At 72.9% G+C, this 20,061-nt stretch carries 19 protein-coding genes; 6 read left to right on the forward strand and 13 right to left on the reverse strand.

Annotation, left to right across the window (positions count from 1 at the left end):
* Complete coding sequence (locus R2S09_RS28980; RefSeq protein WP_316744220.1) at positions 1-1,860, forward strand: HAMP domain-containing sensor histidine kinase; 1,860 nt, start codon at positions 1-3, stop codon at positions 1,858-1,860.
* Positions 1,861-1,939: 79 nt separating this feature from the next.
* Positions 1,940-2,389, forward strand: a complete 450-nt coding sequence (locus R2S09_RS28985; RefSeq protein ID WP_316744221.1) for a DUF6098 family protein — start codon at positions 1,940-1,942, stop codon at positions 2,387-2,389.
* An 18-nt stretch (positions 2,390-2,407) separates the two neighbouring features.
* On the opposite strand, the gene R2S09_RS28990 is transcribed toward R2S09_RS28985, so the two are convergent.
* Complete coding sequence (locus tag R2S09_RS28990) at positions 2,408-2,662, reverse strand: WhiB family transcriptional regulator (protein ID WP_306187520.1); 255 nt, start codon at positions 2,660-2,662, stop codon at positions 2,408-2,410.
* Positions 2,663-2,825: 163 nt separating this feature from the next.
* Between R2S09_RS28990 and R2S09_RS28995 the strand changes: the two genes are divergently transcribed.
* The gene (locus R2S09_RS28995; protein WP_316744222.1) at positions 2,826-4,217 is read left to right on the forward strand and encodes an MFS transporter; all 1,392 of its coding nucleotides are present in this window, start codon (positions 2,826-2,828) and stop codon (positions 4,215-4,217) included.
* Between the two features lie 219 nt (positions 4,218-4,436).
* Here R2S09_RS28995 and R2S09_RS29000 read toward each other — a convergent pair whose 3' ends face one another.
* Together R2S09_RS29000 and R2S09_RS29005 are read right to left on the reverse strand one after the other, a co-directional pair.
* A complete protein-coding gene (locus R2S09_RS29000; RefSeq protein ID WP_306187516.1) occupies positions 4,437-4,889 on the reverse strand; it encodes a cyclic nucleotide-binding domain-containing protein in 453 nt (150 codons plus the stop codon).
* 310 nt (positions 4,890-5,199) lie between these two features.
* Complete coding sequence (locus R2S09_RS29005; protein ID WP_306187514.1) at positions 5,200-5,421, reverse strand: 3-deoxy-D-manno-octulosonic acid transferase; 222 nt, start codon at positions 5,419-5,421, stop codon at positions 5,200-5,202.
* Positions 5,422-5,640: 219 nt separating this feature from the next.
* On the opposite strand from R2S09_RS29005, the gene R2S09_RS29010 reads away from it, so the two are divergent.
* A complete protein-coding gene (locus R2S09_RS29010; protein ID WP_316744223.1) occupies positions 5,641-6,087 on the forward strand; it encodes an ATP-binding protein in 447 nt (148 codons plus the stop codon).
* A gap of 289 nt (positions 6,088-6,376) precedes the next feature.
* On the forward strand, positions 6,377-7,246 hold the full coding sequence (locus tag R2S09_RS29015; protein ID WP_306187511.1) for a SigB/SigF/SigG family RNA polymerase sigma factor: 870 nt from the start codon (positions 6,377-6,379) through the stop codon (positions 7,244-7,246).
* A gap of 66 nt (positions 7,247-7,312) precedes the next feature.
* Here R2S09_RS29015 and R2S09_RS29020 read toward each other — a convergent pair whose 3' ends face one another.
* The 6 genes from R2S09_RS29020 to R2S09_RS29045 all read right to left on the reverse strand — a co-directional run bounded on the left by R2S09_RS29020 (position 7,313) and on the right by R2S09_RS29045 (position 14,636).
* Positions 7,313-7,753 carry a hypothetical protein gene (locus R2S09_RS29020; protein WP_306187510.1) on the reverse strand — a complete coding sequence of 147 codons (441 nt, stop codon included), beginning with the start codon at positions 7,751-7,753 and terminating at the stop codon, positions 7,313-7,315.
* A 49-nt stretch (positions 7,754-7,802) separates the two neighbouring features.
* Positions 7,803-10,061: an FUSC family protein gene (locus R2S09_RS29025; protein WP_399144910.1), complete on the reverse strand. Its 2,259-nt coding sequence runs from the start codon at positions 10,059-10,061 to the stop codon at positions 7,803-7,805.
* A 116-nt stretch (positions 10,062-10,177) separates the two neighbouring features.
* Complete coding sequence (locus tag R2S09_RS29030) at positions 10,178-11,551, reverse strand: NAD(P)/FAD-dependent oxidoreductase (protein ID WP_316744226.1); 1,374 nt, start codon at positions 11,549-11,551, stop codon at positions 10,178-10,180.
* 72 nt (positions 11,552-11,623) lie between these two features.
* A complete protein-coding gene (locus R2S09_RS29035) occupies positions 11,624-12,052 on the reverse strand; it encodes an STAS domain-containing protein (protein ID WP_306187504.1) in 429 nt (142 codons plus the stop codon).
* Positions 12,053-12,175: 123 nt separating this feature from the next.
* On the reverse strand, positions 12,176-12,610 hold the full coding sequence (locus R2S09_RS29040; protein ID WP_306187502.1) for an ATP-binding protein: 435 nt from the start codon (positions 12,608-12,610) through the stop codon (positions 12,176-12,178).
* Positions 12,611-12,728: 118 nt separating this feature from the next.
* Positions 12,729-14,636 carry an AMP-dependent synthetase/ligase gene (locus tag R2S09_RS29045; protein WP_316744229.1) on the reverse strand — a complete coding sequence of 636 codons (1,908 nt, stop codon included), beginning with the start codon at positions 14,634-14,636 and terminating at the stop codon, positions 12,729-12,731.
* A gap of 151 nt (positions 14,637-14,787) precedes the next feature.
* Between R2S09_RS29045 and R2S09_RS29050 the strand changes: the two genes are divergently transcribed.
* Entirely contained in the window at positions 14,788-15,021 is a 234-nt protein-coding gene (locus R2S09_RS29050; protein WP_306187499.1) for a DUF6480 family protein, read from the forward strand.
* Between the two features lies 1 nt (position 15,022).
* Here the strand turns inward: R2S09_RS29050 and R2S09_RS29055 are convergent, their stop codons facing one another.
* The 4 genes from R2S09_RS29055 to R2S09_RS29070 form a co-directional block, all read right to left on the reverse strand.
* Positions 15,023-16,111: a glutamate--cysteine ligase gene (locus R2S09_RS29055; protein WP_306187497.1), complete on the reverse strand. Its 1,089-nt coding sequence runs from the start codon at positions 16,109-16,111 to the stop codon at positions 15,023-15,025.
* A 135-nt stretch (positions 16,112-16,246) separates the two neighbouring features.
* Positions 16,247-18,493, reverse strand: a complete 2,247-nt coding sequence (glgB, locus tag R2S09_RS29060) for a 1,4-alpha-glucan branching enzyme (RefSeq protein WP_306187495.1) — start codon at positions 18,491-18,493, stop codon at positions 16,247-16,249.
* A gap of 4 nt (positions 18,494-18,497) precedes the next feature.
* Entirely contained in the window at positions 18,498-19,886 is a 1,389-nt protein-coding gene (locus tag R2S09_RS29065) for a maltokinase N-terminal cap-like domain-containing protein (RefSeq protein WP_306187493.1), read from the reverse strand.
* A 31-nt stretch (positions 19,887-19,917) separates the two neighbouring features.
* Positions 19,918-20,061: alpha-glucosidase C-terminal domain-containing protein (locus R2S09_RS29070; RefSeq protein WP_316744238.1), on the reverse strand; the 144-nt coding region annotated here is incomplete at its 5' end.

Consider the following 20,061-nt stretch of genomic DNA (forward strand, 5'->3'; position numbering starts at 1 on the left):
ATGAGCGGCGGCATACCGCTGCGCAAGCGCCTGCTGGTCCGGCTGCTGATCGCCTCCGTCCTCATCGCCCTGTGCTCCGTGGCGGCGACGGCCTGGCTGGCGGTGGAGACCACCACCCGTGCCCTGCGCGAGGAGCAGGGCCAGGACCTCGCCGACGACATGGCCATCCTCGCCCGGCTGAGCGGCTACGCCGCCACGCACCCCGACTGGAAGGGCGTCGAGCCCACCGTGCGGGCCCTCGCCGCACGGACCGGCCGCCGGATCGCCCTGACCACCACGGACCGCACCCCCCTCGCCGACTCCGCACCGCACGGCAGCCCGCTGCCACCGAGCGCCGCCGCCACCATCGACCCCCTGCACACCGACACCTACACCCAGCGCGGCGCGCAGCTCGGCGGCCTCGACCCGCGGGCCGTCGGCCCCTTCCTGCTGCCGGCCGCCGAACGGGCCGGGCTGGACCTGCTGGCCAGGAAGCGGCAGAGCTGCTTCCGCGGCCACGGTCTCGACACCACCATCCGGCACACACCGAGCGGGCGCCCGGTCCTCACCGGCGCCGACGCGACGGACGGCCCCGGCGCCACGCCGACCGAGTGCGAGGACGGCCGGCTCAACACACCCACCCCCACCGAGCGGAAGGCCCTCGACGCGCTCGCGCGGCAGGCCCGTACCTGCCTCGGCCACGAGGGCCTGGACCCGGACATCCCGCTGTTCGGGCTCTTCGATCCCACCGACAAGAGCCTGGGCAGCCGTTACATCGTGGCCAAGTACACCAGGTCCGGAGACTCCGCGGCGGCGAAGAAGGCGCAGGACTGCGCCGACAGCGCCCGCCGCGCACAGCTCGACCCCTATGTCGCCCCGGTCGCCGAGCTGTTCCTCGGCGGCGGGGACCGCACCGAGCCCCGCTTCGTGATGTCCCCGGCCAACAAGGCCAAGATCGTCGGCGCGGCCGGCCTGGTGCTCGCCGTCACCGTCGCCGTGACGGCCGTGGTCGCCACCCGGCTCGTACGACCCCTGCGCGCCCTGACCGAGGCGGCCCGGCAGCCGCCCGAACTCCACGTCCGGGTCCCGGTGACCACCCGGGACGAGACGGGCCTGCTCGCCGTGGCGTTCAACGCGCTCACCGAGCGCCGCGAGCGGCTGGAGGCCCAGCGCAAGGCGATGGTCAGCGACATCGCCCACGAGCTGCGCAGCCCGCTCACCAACATCCGCGGCTGGCTGGAGGTCGCCCGGGACGGCCTCGTCGACCCCGACCCCGCCCTGCTGGCGTCCCTGCACGACGAGGCACTGGTGCTCCAGCGGATCATCGACGACCTCCAGGACCTGGCCGCCGCCGACGCCGGCACCCTGCGCCTGCACCGTGAACCGCTGCGCGCCCGCGACCTGCTCGACCAGGTCGCCGCGGCCCATCGCGTGGCCGCCGGCACCGCCGGTGTCGCCCTGCGCACCCGGGCGGACGGCGAACCCTGGCTGGACGCCGACCCCGTACGCATCCGGCAGGCGCTCGGCAACCTGGTCTCCAACGCCCTGCGCCACACACCCGCCGACGGCACGGTCACCGTGGCCGCGCGCCGCGACGGCGACGAGGTCGTCCTCGACGTCACCGACACCGGGTGCGGCATCGACCCGGCGGACCTGCCGCATGTCTTCGACCGGTTCTGGCGCGCGGAGAAGTCCCGCAGCCGCCGTACCGGCGGCAGCGGCCTCGGCCTCGCCATCGTCCGCCACCTGGCCGCCGTCCACGGGGGCACGGCCGCGGCGGTCAGCGAACCCGGGAGCGGCAGCGTCTTCAGTCTGCGCCTGCCCGCCGCCCCGCCGGCGCCGGAGCGCCGGGTGACCTCCCCGAGCGGCCGGAACGAGTGATTCCGCACCCGTGCCGCCCTGATTCCCCCGGCCCGAGCGCGGGTACCCCGAGCGCCTGAGGCGAGAGGGAGATCACGGTATGAGCGCATCGGACGAGATGCGGGTCGTGCACTCGCTGGCCGCACTGGCCGCCCTCGTCGAGCGGGACCGGGGTCTGTACGTCCGCTGGTCGCGCGGCCCCGGGACCGACATGGGCGCCACCTCCAGCACCGACGCCCTCACCGGCGTACCCATGCCGGGCCTGTCGGCCAGTCCGCTCGACCTGGAGGAGTGGTGGCAGGACCGGTCCGTGGAGCTGTGGGTGGCGCGCCGGCTGTACGACTACGCGCATCTGCCGCACGACAAGGGTCCCGGGGTCCGTCCCTGGGTCCTCAGAGGCCGGGAGACGGGCCGGGGCCCCGACAACGAGCCGCTGGTGGTCGACGTGGAGCCGCTGTGCTGGATCGCCTCCGGCGTCATCGAGGAGGCGCGGGCCGCGGTGAAGCGGCAGGAGGCGGAGTGGGGGACCATGCGCCGCTCCGGAGACTGACCGACCCGCATGCGGCGGTCACCTCGAACGGCGACGGGCCGTGGCGCGCCGCCGTTTCAGCGCACGGCGTTCGCTCTCGGTGGTGGCGCCCCACACACCGATGGTCTGGTCCGTGTTCAGTGCCCACTCCAGACACCGCTCCTGGACGGGACAGCGCCGGCACATCGCCTTGGCCTGCTCGATCTGCGCCAGTGCCGGGCCGGTCGTGCCGATCGGGAAGAAGAGGTCGGGGTCCTGCCCGCGGCATGCGGCGTGGTCTCGCCAGTGGTCCATGAGAAGTCACCTGTGATCCGAAGTCGTCCGTGCTTTGTGCCCTGGACATGTACCTGTCCGCCATCGGGTCACCTGTCGCCGCGTGGGTGAAACGGCCCCCGCACGGCGGGTCCTGCGATAGTGAACCCCGGACAGGAAGATGTAACGACCAACCAGGGACCTCGTGGACACCAGCGACACCACTGACACCACCGACACCTCGGACCACCCCGACGGCGGCACGTCGGCCCCGCAGCCGGAGGACGCACGAGCCGAGGACGACCTCGGGACACGGGCGGCGGCGGGCTGCGACGCCCCGGAGCCCGCCGCCGGAACCGGCCGGCGCGGCTGGCGCCGCTGGGCCATGGACACCCGCCCCCTGCGGCGGCCCGCCTACCGCCGCCTGTGGTCGTCGACCATCGTCACCGCGGTCGGCAGCCAGCTCACCGCCGTCGCCGTCCCCAAGCAGATCTACGACATCACCGGCTCCTCGGCGTGGGTCGGCTACGCCGGCCTCGCCGGGCTGGTGCCCATGGTCGTGTTCGCGCTCTGGGGCGGCGCGGTCGCCGACACCGTGGACCGCCGCAAGCTGCTGCTGGTCACCAACAGCGGCATCGCCGTCACCTCGCTGCTGTTCTGGCTGCAGGCCGTGACCCGGCTGGAGTCGGTCGCGGTGCTGATGGCGCTGCTCGCCGTGCAGCAGGCCTTCTTCGGCCTGAACTCCCCGGCCCGCAACGCCTCCATCGCCCGGCTGGTCCCCGAGGAGGAACTCCCGGCGGCCAACGCCCTGGGGTCGACGGTCATGCAGACCGGCCTGGTGGCCGGGCCGTTGCTGGCCGGCGCGCTGATCCCCGTCATCGGCCTGCCCGAGCTGTACCTGATCGACGCCGTGGCCCTGTGCGTCACCGTGTGGGCGGTGGTGCGCCTGCCGTCGCTGCCGCCGCTGTCCCGTACCGCCGCGCGTCGCGCCGGGGTCCGCGAGATCGCCGCCGGGTTCCGCTACATATCCGGCCACAAGGTGCTGCTGCTGTCCTTCCTCGCCGACATCATCGCCATGGTCTTCGGCATGCCCCGCGCCCTGTTCCCACAGCTCGCCGCCGAGACCTACGCCCCCTACGGCGAAGGCCTCGCGCTGGGCCTGCTGTTCGCGGCCATCCCCATCGGCGCTGTGGTGGGCGGGCTGTTCTCCGGCACGTTCTCCCGGGCCCGCCGGCACGGCTGGATGGTCGTCGGCGCGGTCACGGCCTGGGGCATGGCCGTCGCCGGGTTCGGCCTGAGCCGCGACCTCTGGACCGCCGTGGCGTTCCTGGCCGCCGCCGGTGTCGCCGACATGGTCTCCATGGTGTTCCGCGGCGCGATCCTGCTGTCCGCCGCCACCGACGAGATGCGCGGGAGGATGCAGGGCGTCTTCACGGTCGTGGTCGCGGGCGGCCCGCGCCTGGCCGACGTGCTGCACGGCACGGCCGGCTCTGCCTTCGGCCCGCGCGCCGCCGTCACGGGCGGCGGGCTGCTGGTCGTCGCCCTGACGCTGGCCCTGGCGGCCGCCGTACCGGCGCTGCGCCGCTACCGCGTCTGAGCCGAAGGGTCTCGCCGACCGGCCTTAGGGCCTTTCGTTTGGATCAGGCCGGATCAGGGCGCGGGGTCTGGTGCTGGGGGCACCTCCCACGCCGTTCAGGCAGTGGGGGAGCATCGCAAGGCGGAGGAGGGTGTCATGGCGGAGCCATGGCAACCGACGACAACGCGGCGAGGCGCGGTGCCAGGGCCCGCGAGCCCGGGGTGATCCAAACGAAAGGCCCTAGAGACCGCGCCGGGGGATCGTGTACTGCTCCAGCAGCCTTACCCGGGTCGTCTCCAGCCGGTTGGCGAGGATCTCGGCGACCGTCCGCACCAGCGACAGCCCGAGCAGGGGGTCCTCCACGCTCAGTGCCAGCACGGCCGGCCCGTCGAACTCGTAGGCGCGCACCGGGCTGAAGGCCTCGGCCCCGAAGTCCCACTCGTACGGCGGGAACAGCCAGGACCAGCCGAGCAGGTCGCCCGCGCCCAGACTCGCCACGGTCACCCGCCGAAGGGCGGTGACCTGCTGGTCGAGGTGGACGGCGCCGGAGCGGATGACCCAGAATCGGTCGGCCGTGCCGCCCGCCTCGAAGATCCTGCTGTCCTCGGGGAAGGAGACCTCCTTCGCCAGCTCCATCAGGCGTTCGCGCTGCTTGTACGGGAGGGCGGTGAGCAGTTTTATCGCTTTGGTCATGACCGGAGGCTCCTCGCCGGCGTTCGCGGTTCCGCGCATGTGCCTACGCCCATTTCAGCCGCTGCGGGCGCCCCAGGCACCTCGACGGACCCGGTTTCTGCCGGCGGGGCGCCGGGTACGGCGTCGCCCGGGCATGAAAAAGCCCTGGCTGGACGGGGGAAGCCAGCCAGGGCCGTATGCGGCGGTGTACGGAGGACGGTTCGAGTCGACCCCGTCACCGCGTATGGATGAACCGTAAACCATCTCCGGCCCGTTCACGCAGCCGAAACCGGCTCACGTGACGGGATTCACTCGCTCGGCGCCCCGCCCGTCAGCACTCCCCGTCGTGCCGTCCGGGAGTGAGGATCTCGTCCAGCACTCTCAGCACGGTCTCGTAGGACAGCACGCGCACGGCTGCCTCGCGCGCCCCGTCCGGATCGGTCGGCCCGAGCCTGTCGCGGCGGGCGCGCCACCGGTGCTCCTCCTGTTCCGCGCAGCGCCTGGCGCGCTGCATGCGCCGCAGCAGCTCGTCTGAGTCCACGACTTCGGTCATGCCCTTCCCATACCCGCGCAAGGGCGCCGCGATGGCTCTCGCGCGCCGCTCGCTCGCCGGGAGCCCGGGATGTTTGGCGTGGCCCGGAGAGGCTAGCCGAACACAGAGGCCTGCGGAGCCGCACGGCACGAGGCCCCCGACCGACCCGCCGACGGGTCCGCAGCCGGTCCGGCCTTGTTGTTCATCGTCCGGGGAGTTCACCATTCAGGGAGCGAGGAGATGTGCGAGAAGCACAGGACCACCCCCGCCGCCGCACCACCGTCCACCGTGGACCGGACCGGACGGCAGCCGAGGCCGTGCAGGCCCGCCGATGTCCGCCGCGCGGTGGAACGCGCGATCAGCGAGTGCTGCCGGGCCGGCCGGCTGTGCGACGCACACGCCGTCTCCGACGCCCAGCTCGTCGCCTCCGAGCTCACGACCAACGCCATCCTGCACGGCGGCGGCGTGACCGACTTCCACGTGGACGTGGTCGGACCGGACGTACGCGTGTGCGTGAGCGACCGCAGCGACCGGCTGCCGGTGGTCCAGCCGCCCGTGGACGGGCAGGGCCGGCGCCGGGTGGGCGGCCGCGGCTGGCCGATCGTGTGCCGGCTGGCGCGTGACGTACAGGTGTGCGACCTGCCGTCCGGCGGCAAGTGCATCAGCGTGGTGGTGCCGCTGATCTGATCCGGCCGGACACGGCATCTCCGGTCCCGGCCGCACCAGCAGCTCACCCGAACCCGCCCGAACCAGTTGATCCGATCCGGTCCGACACGGCGCCGCAGCGCGTGGCCCGCTGCCAAGCGGCACCGAATGCGGCGTTTGTTCCTCCCACTCCAGGGCAGACGAAACCTCGTGCTTCGGACCGGAGGCGCGCCTGTGGGAACGGTACGGCCGGCCCGGAGGCCTCCAGGTCACCCGTACAGCGTCCCCCCTTCCGCGGTCATTACCTGAAATCGTTCAGGAGCGATTCCGCATGCCCATTGATACGTCGACAAACCGTCACGGCGCCCCCGAAGACCATGCCGCTCCCGCCAGGCGGCCGCACGACGACGCACCCGACACCGCAGCCCTCTTCCACCGCCTCGCCGCACTGGAGGACGGCCCCGAACGCGACTCGGTCCGCGACGCACTCGTGACCGCGTGGCTGCCCATGGCCCACCGCATCGCGGGCCGCTTCCGCGACCGTGGAGAGTCGATCGAGGACCTGCGGCAGGTGGCGGCGCTGGGGCTGGTCAAGGCCATCGACCGGTTCGACCCGGGCCGCGGGGCCTTCGAGAGCTACGCCGTGCCCACCATCACCGGTGAGGTCAAGCGGCACTTCCGCGACCGGATGTGGGCCCTGAGGGTGCCCCGCCGGGTGCAGGAACTGCGCAACAAGGTGCGGGTGGCCCGCCGTGAACTCACCCAGAACCCGGGCAGCCTCGAACCCTCGGTCGCCGCCATCGCCGCCCACACCGGACTGACGGAGGAGGAGGTCAGCACCGGTATGGAAGCGCTGGAGAGCTTCAGCACGCTCTCCCTGGACGCCGAGCTGTCCACCGGCGCCGACGGCTACAGCCTCGCCGACACACTCGGCTCCGCGGACACCTCGTACGACGTCGTCGTCGACCGGGAGTCGGCGAAGGAAGGGCTGCGCCGGCTCCCCGAACGCGAACGGGCCATCCTCTACATGCGCTTCTTCGAGGACATGACGCAGAGCCGTATCGCCGACCGGCTGGGCATCTCCCAGATGCACGTCTCCCGGCTCATCAGCCGCAGCTGCGCGCGAGTGCGCGCCGAGGTACTGGCGGAACGGGCGAACCGGCGCGGCGGCGGCGACGGGTCACGGCACGCGGCCGCCTGACCGTCCGGCGCCGCCTGAGCGTCCGGTTCGCACGTCCCCGGTCGTCCCGGCGCAGAAGTGCCCGGTTCAGAATTCCGTGGACAGGCCGCTCGCTTCGGCGATGCCGCGCAACTCCTCGGTGTCCCGGTGACGGTCGCGTATGTAGTCGGCGATCTCGGTCAGGCGCGCCGGGTCCGAGGCGGTCGCCGCGTCGGTGACCACCCGGACCGGGCCGGTCTCCTCGATGTCCAGGACGACCAGCTCGTTGTCCAGCCGGCCGGTGACCGCGGTGGCGATGACCAGGGCGGCCTCGTCCCTGATCTCCTGCGGCAGGCCCTGGGTCTGGGGGCCGTCCACCGGGAAGTCCGCGGTGGGCACCCCCTGCTCGCCCTGTTCGTGGATGGCCCGCAGGACCGGGGCGACGACGGCGAGCAGGCGTTCGTAGTCCTCTTCGGGCAGCCGGATCCGCAGCAGGTCGAGATACACCTGCACGGCCCGGTCATCGGGCGGAAGCTCGTCTTCGTTCATCTGCTCCGTGTTCCCCGCCCCGCGTCGGTCAGACGTCACACGGAAACGTTCAGTGCCGCGGGCTCGGCACCGGGACGCGCAGGGGGCGGGCCAGGCCGACCACCGACTCGTCCAGGCGCTGCAGATGGCGCAGCACCCGGTCGGTGACGCGGCCGTAGCGAGGGGTGGCGGGCGTTCCGTCCGTCCCCAGCAGGGAGGCGATGCTCGGGCCGGTCTCGACCGGGGCCGTGGCGTGCTCGTCGGCCACATGGGCGGTGAGCACGGCGATGTTGCCGGTGATGCGGCGGCACACCTCGCGCAGCCGCGGATCCGCGGCGATCGAGGGGTGAGTGGGCAGCAGCTCGGCGGTCGCGGCCAGCGAGCGGGCGTGGTACGCGCAGGTCTCCAGGAGCGCGAGCAGGTACTGGGCCGTGTTGCGCCGCGCCCGCAGCGGGGTGATCGGGTGCGTCAGCGGCTGCACCGCCGACCGCAGGTCGCCCAGCGCCTGGTCCAGGTCGCGGGACAGGTCCAGCAGATCCGCCGCCGGTGCGCCGCTGAGCTGGTCGACCGCGGCCGCGGTGACGTCCGCGAGCCGGTCCAGGACGGTGACGAGCAGCTCGTTCGTACGGCGGTCCGTGCGCACCGGCAGCACCACCGCCGCCGCGATGATCCCGCAGGCCGCGCCCAGCGCGGTCTCCTCGATGCGCAGCACCAGCACCGCCAGGCTGTAGGTGTGCAGCAGCGTGTACAGCAGACCCAGGGCCGCGGTGACGAAGAACGACATCAGCGTGTACGACAGCGGGGCCGTGTAGAACATCGCGAAGACGAAGAGCAGCACCAGCGCCAGCGCCGTCCAGGTGTGCGGCCCGACCAGCCCCGCCAGGACGATACCGGCCACGACCCCGAGCACCGTGCCCAGCAGCCGGCGGTAGCCCTTGACCAGGATCTCGCCCGTGGACGAGGTGTTGATGAACACGAGCCAGCAGGTCAGCACCGCCCAGTACCAGCGCTGAGCGGACAGGAACTCGCCGCCGGCGATGGCCAGCGCCGAGCCCAGCGCGACCTGCACGGCCGCCCGTGTCGTGGGCCGCCGCAGCCCGGTCAGGGGCTCCTCCTGCTCCCGCTCGCCCTCCGCGGAGCCCGCGATGGAGGCGTTCTCGGCCTCCAGTTCCTCGCGCGAGCGGACGGTGGCGGGCGCGTCGTCGGACTCGTCGTCCGGCACCACGGCCAGCGCCATCCTCAGTCCCAGCACCGCCCGGGCGGCCTCGCCGATGCCGCGGAAGACGTCCTGCACGGCGGGCGGGGCCGGCGGCAGGTTCTCCTCCTCGCGGTAGCCGATGAGCCGGTTGCGCACATGGACCATCGCGGTGCCGCCGCCCTCCCCGACGGGCCGCAGCGCGAGCATCCCCAGCGCCCCCAGGTCACGGCGCAACGTGCCGGTCGCCGCGTCCCGCACCGGCAGCCGGCCGCCCGACGGAACGGGAGCGCCCGGCAGGTGGAGGGTGAGCGTGTCGGCCCGTTCGCTGCTGCGGGCGTTCAGCAGGAGCAGCCCCAGCCGCTCGGCGGCGACCTCGGCGTCCACGATCCGCCGCTGCAGCAGCCGGGCCACGGACGCGTCGGAGATGCCCTCCTCCAGCCGGCCCTGGATCAGCATGGCCGTCTCGTGCAGCCGGGCGGTGCCCTCGCGCACGGACTCCAGGGCCTTGCCCGCCTCGTCGGGCCCGGCGTCCAGCAGCTCCAGCTGCGCCGACACCAACTGGGCCAGGCGCACCCGGAAGGCCTGGCGCAGCCGTTGCAGAATGCCCGCCGGAGTCTCGTAGACGATCACGAAGCGCACCAGCGCGCTGGCGGCGAACGCGATCGCGACGACGCCGTACAGACCGGGCAGCGTGGCCGCGGTGGCGCCGACGAACAGGGACATGAAGTAGATCTGGAAGCCGATCAGGCCGAGCGCGTTGCCCCGGTCACCGAACCGCCGGCCGTAGACGGCGCAGAAGATCAGGACGACGAAGAAGACGTCCCCGGCCACCACTTGCCGGTCGAGCAGTGCGGCCAGCGACACGGACACCAGCGCCACGGGCAGGCCCAGGGCGAGGGTGACCGCCTGCCCGGCGCGCTGCTTCTCCCGGATGGCGAAGGTGGCCGCCATGGACGCGATCGCCCCCGCCACCAGATGCGCAACCGGTGCGCGCAGTGACGTGAGCACGGCCAGTGTCAGCGCGATCGAACCCGCCGTCCGCGAACCCGCGGCCAGCCTCAGCAGCCCCGGATCGGATGCCGTGACGCGATCCCGCAGCCGCGCCCAGACCGACCCCTTCGCCGCACTCACGCTGCCGTACTCTCCCGTTGCCGGTGCTGATCAGGATGACCCCTCGCCACAGCATCGCACGCCCGGCCGCCGGGCCCGGCTCGGGCGTGGGTGCGCAGCGCCGGGCCCGTGCCGGGTCAGCCGGTCCTGGGGCGGGTGCGTTCGACGTACTCGCGTACCTGCTCGCCGGTCATGTACGAGTCCGTGTACTCGGAGTCCTTGAGCTTGGCGGGCCTGTGGGCCTGGAAACCGGTGCGTACGAAGTCGTCGCCGGCGACCGCGTTGAGCAGCCAGTTCGTGGCGACGCGGGTCTTGGCGACATTGGTGCGCAGCGCCCCCAGGTGGTAGCCGCGGGCCACCACCTGGGCGGGGACCCCGTGCAGCTCGACACCCAGCGGCTTGGCGACCGCGTCCGCCCCGCCCAGGTCCACCACCAGGCCCAGGTCCTTGTGCTCGTAGGGACGCATCGGCAGGCCCCGCAGGGTCGCGATGAGATTCTCCGCGACGCGCTTGCCCTGCCGCATGGCGTGCTGCGCGGTGGGCGGGCACACCGCGCCGTCGCCCTTGGCCAGGTCCGGCACGGCCGCGGAGTCGCCGAGCGCGAACACCCCGTCGTAGCCGGGCAGACACATCTCGGCCGTCACCGCGAGCCGTCCCTTGACCGTCTCCGCACCGAGGGTGGCGATGAGCGGGCTCGCCGCCACCCCCGCGGTCCAGATCAGAGTGTGGGTGGGCACCACCCGGCCGTCGGTGAAGGTGACCTCCTCCGGGCCGGCCTTGGCGATGGACACGCCCAGAGAGATCTCGATGCCCCGCCGGCGCAGGTCCTCCTGGGCACTGCGGCCCAGCTTCTCGCCCAGTTCCGGCATCAGCCTGGGCGCGATGTCGATCAGATGCCACTTGATCAGCGCCGGATCCAGCCGCGGGTAGCGCTTGACGGCGGCGTGCGTCAGACGCTGCAGGCAGGCGGCGGTCTCGGTGCCGGCGTACCCGCCGCCGACCACCACGAACTGCAGCCGCGCGGCGCGTTCGGCCGGGTCGTCGCTGGCGTCGGCCAGGTCGAGCTGTGTGATGACGTGGTCGCGGATGTAGGCGGCCTCGGCGAGCGTCTTCATCCCGAAGGCGTTGTCCGTCAGACCGGGGATGTCGAACGTGCGGGTGATGCTTCCGGGGGCCAGCACGATGTAGTCGTACGGCTCGTCGACGAGGCGGTCGGTGATGGTACGGACGACGCACACCTTCGCCTTCAGGTCCACGCCGACGGCCCCGCCCGGGAGGATCCGGGTGCGGTACTTCTCGCTGCGGCGCAGCGAGACGGCGATCGACTGGGGCGTCAGCACGCCGGAGGCGACCTGGGGGAGCAGCGGCAGGTAGAGCTGGTAGGCGAACGGCGTCACCAGGGTGACGTCGGCCTCGCGGGGGGCGAGCCTGCGCTCCAGGCGGCGTACGCACCCCACGCCGGCGAAGCCTGCGCCCACCACCAGGATCCTGGGTCGTGTCACGGTGTTCATCCCTTCCTGTCGAGCACGCACCATGCCCGTCGAAGGCCGCAACCGCACCAGAAGCGGCCGTACCCGGATGTATTACCCGACTTGTCCGGCCTCGTCCCCTGCTTCCTGTTCCCCGTCGCCCAGGGGGAGCCGTTCCTGCTCCCGGTCGACCAGGGCGAGCGCCTCGTCGACGGTCTCCGAGACCGGCACCGTGATGCTGACCCCGGTCAGGTCGAGGATCCGCCGCACGGCCGGGGCCGGGGCGATGATGTGCACACTGCCCGGGAGGTCGCGCACCTCCTGGTACACCCGCAGGATGATGTTCATGCCCGAGGAATCCATGAACGGGACGCCGGTCAGGTCGAGCAGGAAGTGCCGCCGGCCGTGGTGGAGCTGGTTGGCCAGATGGGCCTGCAACTCGGTCGCGGTGTCGATGTCCAGATAGCCCTGGGCCGTGATCAGGGCGACGTCCTCCCGAACCAGGGTGACCTCGACGGACAGCGGGTTCTGGGCAATGGGCACGAGTACCTCCAACGAGTGCGGACTGCGCACCCGCGTGTACCCCCGGACCGACCGGTCATGCGCGGGCGCACACGCCCGCCGCCGCGGGGAGCCGGCGCCGGAGGGCCCGGGGGGCCGCCGCGCTCACCACGGCAGGAACACGTGCACGTCCTTCCCGCTGTCGTTGACCACGACGCTGACCTGGTCGCTCAGCGTGTGGATCAGATGCCAGCCGATGCCTCCGCCGCCGCTGTTGGGACGGAACGGGCGGGGGGCCGGCGGGGTGGTGCTGGTGTCGCTCAGCGTCACATGCACCCCGTCGAAGGTCCGGCGCATGCGCAGCACGAACGGTCCGGGCGCGTACTGCACGGCGTTCGCGGCCAGTTCGGTGACCACCAGCAGTATGTCGTCCAGGTGCTCGGGGGCCGCCGGCAGCGAGGTGCGCGCGAGATCGTCGAGGAACTCCTCCGCGGCGAGGCGCGCACCGGTCACATGGTGCAGCTCACCTGTGAAGTGAGCGGTGCGGCTCGGAATCCCCTCGGTAGCCAGTGTGTCGTCCCCAGGCGGCTCGGTTGCCATCTCGCCTTCCAGGCCCCGCGTGCGCGAGGCTTCGTCGTTTCTTCTTCCCTCCCGTCCGTCCCCCTGTCTAGTTCCCGTGGGTGTGGAGGCTACGCGTCGGCCTGCCGTCGGGCCCGTCTCAGCGGAAGACGTTGTCGGAGTCCTCCCACTCGGCCGTCGGATCCTCGGCCGGGGGACGGCGCCGGCCGGGGGAACGGGCCTGGTACATGGCGTCGATCTCGAAGGCGTAGCGCTCCACGATGGCGTCCCTGCGCAGCTTCATCGACGGCGTGAGCAGTCCGCCGGCCACGTCGAAGGACTCCGGGAGCACCCGGAAGACCCGGATGGACTCCGAACGGGACACGGCGCTGTTGGCGGCCGCCACCGCCCGGCCGACCTCCTCGCGCAGCGCGTTCTCCTCGCGTGCCTCGCGGCCCGGAGCGTCGCCCTGCAACGCGAGCGCCGCCCGCCAGTGCGCCAGGAACTCCGGGTCCAGGGTGATCAGCGCCCCCACGCACGGCCGGTTGTCGCCCACGACGACCGCCTGGTGGACCAGCGGATGCATTCTCAGGCGCTGCTCCAACGGGGCCGGGGCCACGCTCTTGCCGCCGCTGGTGATGATGACGTCCTTCTTGCGCCCGGTGATCGTCAGATAGCCCTCGGAGTCCAGGTGCCCGATGTCGCCGGTGGCCAGCCAGCCGCAGCGCAGCGCGGCCCGGGTGGCGGCCTCGTCGCCCACGTACCCCTGGAACACCGACGGCCCCCGGACCAGGATCTCCCCGTCGTCGGCCACCTGGATCTCGGTGCCCGGCAGGGCCTGGCCGACGGTGCCCGACTTCTCCCGGCCCAGCGGCTGCATGGTGACGCCGCCCGCCGTCTCCGTGAGCCCGTACCCGTCGTGCACGTAGACGCCGATGCCCTCGTAGAACAGCGAGAGCTCCCGGCTGAGCGGAGAGCCTCCGGAGGTCGCGCGCCGGACCCTGCCGCCGAGCGCGGCCCGCAGCCGCCGGTACACCGTCCGCTCGTACAGGGCGTGTTGCAGCCGCAGGTCGAACCCGGGGCCCGGGCCCCGGCCGAGCCGCTGCCGCTCCAGCGCCGCCGCGAAGTCGCGCGCCGTCCGGGCCGCCCGTTCGAACAGCGCGCCCCGGCCCGTCTGCTGCGCGGTGCGCAGGAAGTTCTTGTACAGCTTCTCGAAGACGGACGGCACGGCGTAGAAGTACGTCGGCCGGAAGGAGCGCAGCGCCGCCGCCAGCGCCGTCCCGCCCAGGTCCGGCTCGTGGCCCAGCAGGATCCCGCCGCGGACGCACATGCCCTGGACCATCAGACCGTACACATGGGAGAACGGCAGGAACGCGAGGACGGAGGCCTGCTCGCCCGGAGGGGCGGCGGTGTGCCCCCAGCCCGCCAGCAGGGTGTCGCAGGGGCTCGCCAGCGCCCGGTGGCTCAGCGCGCAGCCCAGGGGGCGGCCGGAGGAGCCGGAGGTGTAGGCGATCGCGGCGGTGGCGTCCGGCAGCACGATCCGGCGCAGCGAGTCGACCGTGGTCGGGGGCACCGGCGCGCCCCGCGCCACCAGCTGCTCCAGCGCCCCGGCGTCCAGCTGCCACACATGCCGCAGCAGGGGCAGTGACGCGCACACGGAGCCGACCGTCATCACACCCTGCTCGTCCTCGACGACGACGGCCACGCATCCGGCGTCCCGCAGGATCCACTCGACCTGGTCCCGCGAGGAGGTCGGATAGATGGGGACGACCTCCGCCCCGACCGCCCACAGCGCGTAGGCGAGGACCGTCCACTCGTACCGGGTGCGCGCCATGACCGCCACCCGGTGGCCCGGCGCGATCCCGGAGGCGACCAGTCCGCGGGCCAGATCGGACACCTGGTCCCGCAGCTCCACGGCGGTCACCTCCTGCCACTCGGCGGAGCCGGCGGAGGCCCGGCGCGCGAGCACCGGAAGGAGGGGACGCATCTCGGCGGTCTCGAAGACGCTGTCGGCGAGCCCGCCGGTCAGCGTGGAGACGGCGGACGGAGCGAGGGCGAAGTCGCGCATGCGCTGCTCCTGGTGTGTACGGAGGGTGACTCCGCAAGTGAGTGCCGTTGTCGGCGCGCGTCGAATCTAGCCCAGGTCAGCGCGGCCGGGCACCCGTAACGGCGATGTGGCTGTTTTGTGATCCGGGCCTGTTCCGGGAAACCCGTCGGGCATGAGTTACGTCAATCCAGATCCCGATCCCGAACGGACCCCCGGCCTGGAACCCGGGGGTGGGGTCCCGCCGGGCGAGACCCCGCCCGCGGAGAGCAGCATGCCCGAGGCGGGGCCCCGTCAGCCGGACAGCACCTCCAGGGGGTGGGCCAAGGCCCCGCTCGCCGCCATCATCGTCCTCGTGCTGGTGCTGGCCTTCGGCTTCCTGGCCTACGCCCTGGGCCTGATCTTCTGACTCAGGCCTGGGTGTGGCGCACGCACGCGGCGACGACGTCCCGCAGGTTCCCGGTCCGCTCCATCACCTCACGCTGGACCCGGGCGCCGTTGCCGCGCCGCAGCAACCGCCGGGTGGCCTCGCGGGCCCGGTCCAGGTCGCCGCTGGCGGCGAGCGCGTCGCCGACGTGGTCCAGCAGCGCCCGCACCACCGCCCCCGCCGGCAGCCGCCGCATGGTCAGCGGATGCAGCAGCTCCCGCGCCAGCCCCGCGCGGGCCGACTGCCACGCGGCCAGCCGCAGCAGGCTCACGCTGTGGTCCACCGGCTCGCGGCCCGCCCGCCACTCGCGGGCGGCGGTCTCCACCAGAGCGCGGGCGAGGGATGCGACGAGCTGGGCGGTGTCGGCGTGCAGACACACGTCCGCCACCCGGATCTCCACCGTCGGATACCGCTCGGACAGCCGCGCGTCGAAGTAGGCCATCTTCTCGTCGAGGATGACGCCGGTGGCCACCATGTCCGCCACCCGCCGGTGGTAGCGCTCGGCCGACCCGAACAGCTCGGTCGGCCCGGCCGAGGGCCAGCGGTCCCACACCCGGCTGCGGTAGCTGTCGTAGCGGGTGTCCTCGCCCTGCCAGAAAGGTGAGTTGGCGCTGATCGCCAGCAGCACCGGCAGCCACGGCCGGATCCGGTCCACGACCGCGACGCCCTCCTCGTCCGACTCCACGGCCACATGCGCATGCATTCCGCAGACGAGCTGTTCCCGGGTGGCGATGGCGTACTGCTCGGCCAGCCACTGATAGCGGCGGTTGATGCTGATGGTGGGACTGACCGGCAGCGGGGAGGTGGCCAGCGCCGCCACCGCGCAGCCGATCTCGCCGGCGTGCCGGGCGGCCTCCTTGCGGCAGCGCACGATCTCCGCGCCGAGTTCCGCCATGTCCGTCTGCGGATGCGTGGCGAACTCCAGCATCTGGCCGTACAGCTCCTTCTCGAACACGTCCTGGCCCGCGCCGTCCGCCTCCGCGTGTGCCAGCACCGCCGCCGACAGGGCCCTCGGTTCGCCGCTGTCCGGGGCGACCAGCAGGAGCTCCTCCTCCACTCCGACGGTCCGCACCTATCGCCGCCCTTCCGTCTCCGCACCCCGACACCGGCCGGGCAGCCGGGTCGTACGACCCGGCTGCCCAGGGACGGCCCCCGGACACCTCGGGCATGCCTCCCGCGTCCGTTCCGGCCCGGTGCGCGGGGGCGCTCAGGCGGGATACGGCGTCAGCCAGACGGTGGCCAGCGGCGGCAGCGTGAGCCGGACGTGCCCGTCCTCCGGCTTGACCGGGTCGGGGTTGGTCACGTCGCTGCCGCCGTAGCGCGCGGCGTCGGTGTTGAGTGCCTCGCACCAGGCGGTGACGTCACCGGGCACGGCCAGGCGGTAGTCGTGGCGTACGACGGGCGAGAAGTTCGACACCGCCAGCAGTGGGGCGCCCTGGGCGTCGTGGCGCAGGAAGGCGTAGACGTTGTCGTCGGCGGCGTCCACCGCCACCCAGCGGAAGCCCTCCGGCCTGGTGTCGCACTGCCAGAGGGCCGGCGTGGCCCGGTAGAGCGTGTTCAGGTCGCGCACCAGGTCCCGCACCCCGCGGTGGTCGCCCGCCGCGCAGTAGCCGTCGTCGAGCAGCCACCACTCCGGCCCGTGCTCCTCGGAGAACTCACCGCCCTGCGCGAACTCCTGCCCCATGAACAGCAGTTGCTTGCCCGGGTGGGCCCACATGAAGCCGAGGTACGCGCGGTGGTCGGCGCGGCGCTGCCACCAGTCGCCGGGCATCTTCGACACCAGCGCCTGCTTGCCGTGCACCACCTCGTCGTGGGAGATCGGCAGCACGTAGTTCTCGCTGTAGGCGTACACCATCGCGAAGGTCATCTCGTGGTGGTGGTACTTGCGGTGCACCGGCTCCTTGCTCATGTACTGCAGCGAGTCGTGCATCCAGCCCATGTTCCACTTCAGCCCGAAGCCCAGCCCCCCGCAGTCGGTCGGCGCGGTCACCCCGCCCCAGGCGGTGGACTCCTCGGCGATGGTCACCACCCCCGGCGCCCGCCGGTAGACGGTGGCGTTCATCTCCTGGAGGAACGCCATCGCGTCCAGGTCCTCCCGGCCGCCGTACGCGTTGGGCGTCCACTGGCCGGAGTCCCGCGAGTAGTCCAGGTAGAGCATGGAGGCCACGGCGTCCACGCGCAGCCCGTCGATGTGGAACTCCTCGCACCAGTAGACGGCGTTCGCGACCAGGAAGTTGCGCACCTCGGTGCGGGCGTAGTCGAACTCGTACGTTCCCCAGTCGGGGTGTTCGGCGCGCTGCGCGTTCCCCGGCTCGTACAGCGGGTCCCCGTCGAAGCGGGCCAGCGCCCAGTCGTCCTTCGGGAAGTGCGCCGGCACCCAGTCCATGATCACGCCGAGGCCGGCCCGGTGGCAGGCGTCCACGAAGTACCGGAAGTCGTCCGGGGAACCCAGGCGGGAGGTCGGGGCGTAGTAGGAGGTGACCTGGTAGCCCCAGGAGCCGCCGAAGGGGTGCTCGGCGACCGGCATCAGCTCCACATGGGTGAAGCCCAGGTCCTTCACGTACGCCGGGAGCTGCTCGGCCAGTTCCCGGTAGCCCAGGCCCTTCCGCCAGGACGGCAGGTGCACCTCGTACACCGAGAACGGCGCCTCGTGCACCGGTGTGTCCCCGCGGTGGGCCATCCACTCCGCGTCGCCCCACTCATGGTGCGACGCGGTCACGATCGAGGCCGTGTCCGGCGGCACCTCCGTGCGCCGCGCCATCGGGTCGGCCTTGAGGAACCGGCCGCCGTACTGCGAGGTGATCTCGAACTTGTACCGGGTGCCCTCGCCGACGCCCGGCAGGAACAGCTCCCACACCCCGGCGGCGCCGAGCGAGCGCATCGGGAACGCGGTCCCGTCCCAGTAGGTGAAGTCCGCGGCCACCCGGACACCGCGGGCGTTGGGCGCCCACACCGTGAAGCGGGTGCCGGACACGCCCTGGTGGGTCATCGGCTCCGCGCCCAGCGCCTTCCACAACTGCTCGTGCCGGCCCTCCCGGATCAGGTGCAGGTCGAGCTCGCCGAGGGCGGGCAGGAAGCGGTAGGGGTCGTGGACTTCGTACTCGTCCTGCCCGTAGGCGACCGCCAGCGTGTACGCGGGGATCGCGGTCAGCGGCAGCACGGCCGAGAACAGGCCGTCGCCCTCGGAGACGAGCGGGACGCGCTCCCCGTCGACCACCACACTCACCGCGTCGGCGAACGGACGCAGCGCCCGGAAGGCGATCCCGCCCGGCACCGGATGCGCGCCGAGCAGCGCGTGCGGATCGTGATGGGCGCCGGACAGCAGGCGCTCACGGTCGGCGGGGTCCAGGGCAGGCCCTGGGGGCGGGGCCGCCTGGCTCCGGATCCGGGTCCGTGCCGCAGCGGGCGGGACGGGGCCGGACGGCTCGGGAAGTGACGTGTCGCGCAGTGCCACGGGTTCAGCCTCCTCTCACGGCGAGACGTTCGATCGCCGCCATCGGTACGGCGAGCCAGGCGGGACGGTGCCGGGCCTCGTACAGCACTTCGTACACGGCACGGTCCGTCTCGTAGGCCCGCAGCAGGGCGTGTTTCTTACGGGGGTCCCAGCCGGCGCGGGAGGCATAGCCGGCGCAGTACGCCTCCCGGCAGCGGCGCGCCCACTCCGGCCGCCACGGGCGGCGCTGGCGGGCGGCGTAGTCGAAGGAGCGCAGCATCCCGGCGACGTCCCGCACCGGGGACTCGGGGAGGCGGCGCTCGGCGAGCGGACGGGACGGCTCGCCCTCGAAGTCGATGACGAACCACTCGCGCCCGGCCCGCAGCACCTGGCCCAGGTGCAGGTCGCCGTGGATGCGCTGGGCGGGCGGTCCGGCGTCGCAGCTGACCAGTGCGGCGAACGCGGTCCGCAGCCGCGCCGCGTACGGCCTCAGCGCGGCCACGCTGTGCGCCGCCGCCTCCAGCCGCTCCGTCATCGCGGTCGCCGTCCGGGCGACCTCCCGGTGCCCGCTGGTGGGGAAGGCCTCGGCCAGCGCCAGGTGCACCTCCGCCGTGGCCTGTCCCAGCTGGTGCGCCTGCGCGGTGAAGTCGTCGCCGGTGGCCAGTGCCCGCAGCGCCAGCGTCCAGCCGTCGGCCGCGTCCGGCAGGAACGGCTGGAGCACGCCGAGGGTGGCCTCCTCCGGCTGGGCGGTGCGCAGCCAGGCCACCGGGGCGGGGACCCGGCTGCACCCCAGCCGGGCCAGGGCCCACGGCACCTCCAGGTCCGGGTTGACGCCCGGCTGGATGCGGCGGAAGACCTTCAGGATGAACTCGTCGCCGTACACGATCGAGGAGTTGGACTGTTCGGCGTCCAGCAGCCGCGGCACCAGGCCCCCGGGGATCAGCACGGACGGATCGACCTCGAAGCGCAGCGGGCCCGATGTGCCGGGGTGGCGCAGCCGCTCCAGCAGCAGCTGCGCCGAGCGCGGGTCGCACAGCGCGTCGTAGACCGCCAGCCCGGCCAGCGGCCCCTCCTCCGGCCGGCCGATGAAGGCCCGGTGCAGGCGCGGGGCCAGTTGCTCCCGCACGCCGAGCAGCAGCTGGTAGCAGTCGGCGGGCGGCGGCGCGGTCGTGCCCGCCGGGGCGGGGACACCGCCGTGGCCGGCGGCGACGCCCGCGTGTTCGGCCTGGACCAGCAGATGCAGACAGCCCGGGAACAGCTCGGTCATCGACAGCAGCCGCAGATCGGTGACGGGCCGGTCCTTGCCGGCGAACCAGCGCTGGCGCGGCAGCCATTCGCGCAGCAGCGACCCGAGCGAGGCCATGGGCCCGGCCAGGCCCGCGGTGCTCGGTTGCGGGGATGCGGTCTTCGGCATGGTCACGCCTCCTCCTCTCTCGGCCGCAGGCTCAGACGCGTCGGCCGATCCGGGATGCGACCTTGGTGAGCCGGAACCAGTAGAAGCCGTGTCCCGCCAGGGTCAGCAGATAGGGGAGTTCACCGATGGCCGGGAAGCGCACCCCGCCGATGAGCTCGACCGGGTGCCGCCCGTC

Origin of the sequence: Streptomyces sp. MK7 (genome assembly GCF_032658145.1) — a bacterium.
Lineage (GTDB): Bacteria > Actinomycetota > Actinomycetes > Streptomycetales > Streptomycetaceae > Streptomyces > Streptomyces spiralis.

Bases quoted from the DNA above. Each gene is read 5' to 3' on its own strand.
- R2S09_RS28980 (WP_316744220.1), top strand. From the start codon at position 1: ATGAGCGGCGGCATACCGCTGCGCAAGCGCCTGCTGGTCCGGCTGCTG.
- R2S09_RS28985 (WP_316744221.1), top strand. From the start codon at position 1,940: ATGAGCGCATCGGACGAGATGCGGGTCGTGCACTCGCTGGCCGCACTG.
- R2S09_RS28990 (WP_306187520.1), bottom strand. From the start codon at position 2,662: ATGGACCACTGGCGAGACCACGCCGCATGCCGCGGGCAGGACCCCGAC.
- R2S09_RS29000 (WP_306187516.1), bottom strand. From the start codon at position 4,889: ATGACCAAAGCGATAAAACTGCTCACCGCCCTCCCGTACAAGCAGCGC.
- R2S09_RS29005 (WP_306187514.1), bottom strand. From the start codon at position 5,421: ATGACCGAAGTCGTGGACTCAGACGAGCTGCTGCGGCGCATGCAGCGC.
- R2S09_RS29010 (WP_316744223.1), top strand. From the start codon at position 5,641: ATGTGCGAGAAGCACAGGACCACCCCCGCCGCCGCACCACCGTCCACC.
- R2S09_RS29015 (WP_306187511.1), top strand. From the start codon at position 6,377: ATGCCCATTGATACGTCGACAAACCGTCACGGCGCCCCCGAAGACCAT.
- R2S09_RS29020 (WP_306187510.1), bottom strand. From the start codon at position 7,753: ATGAACGAAGACGAGCTTCCGCCCGATGACCGGGCCGTGCAGGTGTAT.
- R2S09_RS29030 (WP_316744226.1), bottom strand. From the start codon at position 11,551: ATGAACACCGTGACACGACCCAGGATCCTGGTGGTGGGCGCAGGCTTC.
- R2S09_RS29040 (WP_306187502.1), bottom strand. From the start codon at position 12,610: ATGGCAACCGAGCCGCCTGGGGACGACACACTGGCTACCGAGGGGATT.
- R2S09_RS29045 (WP_316744229.1), bottom strand. From the start codon at position 14,636: ATGCGCGACTTCGCCCTCGCTCCGTCCGCCGTCTCCACGCTGACCGGC.
- R2S09_RS29050 (WP_306187499.1), top strand. From the start codon at position 14,788: ATGAGTTACGTCAATCCAGATCCCGATCCCGAACGGACCCCCGGCCTG.
- R2S09_RS29065 (WP_306187493.1), bottom strand. From the start codon at position 19,886: ATGCCGAAGACCGCATCCCCGCAACCGAGCACCGCGGGCCTGGCCGGG.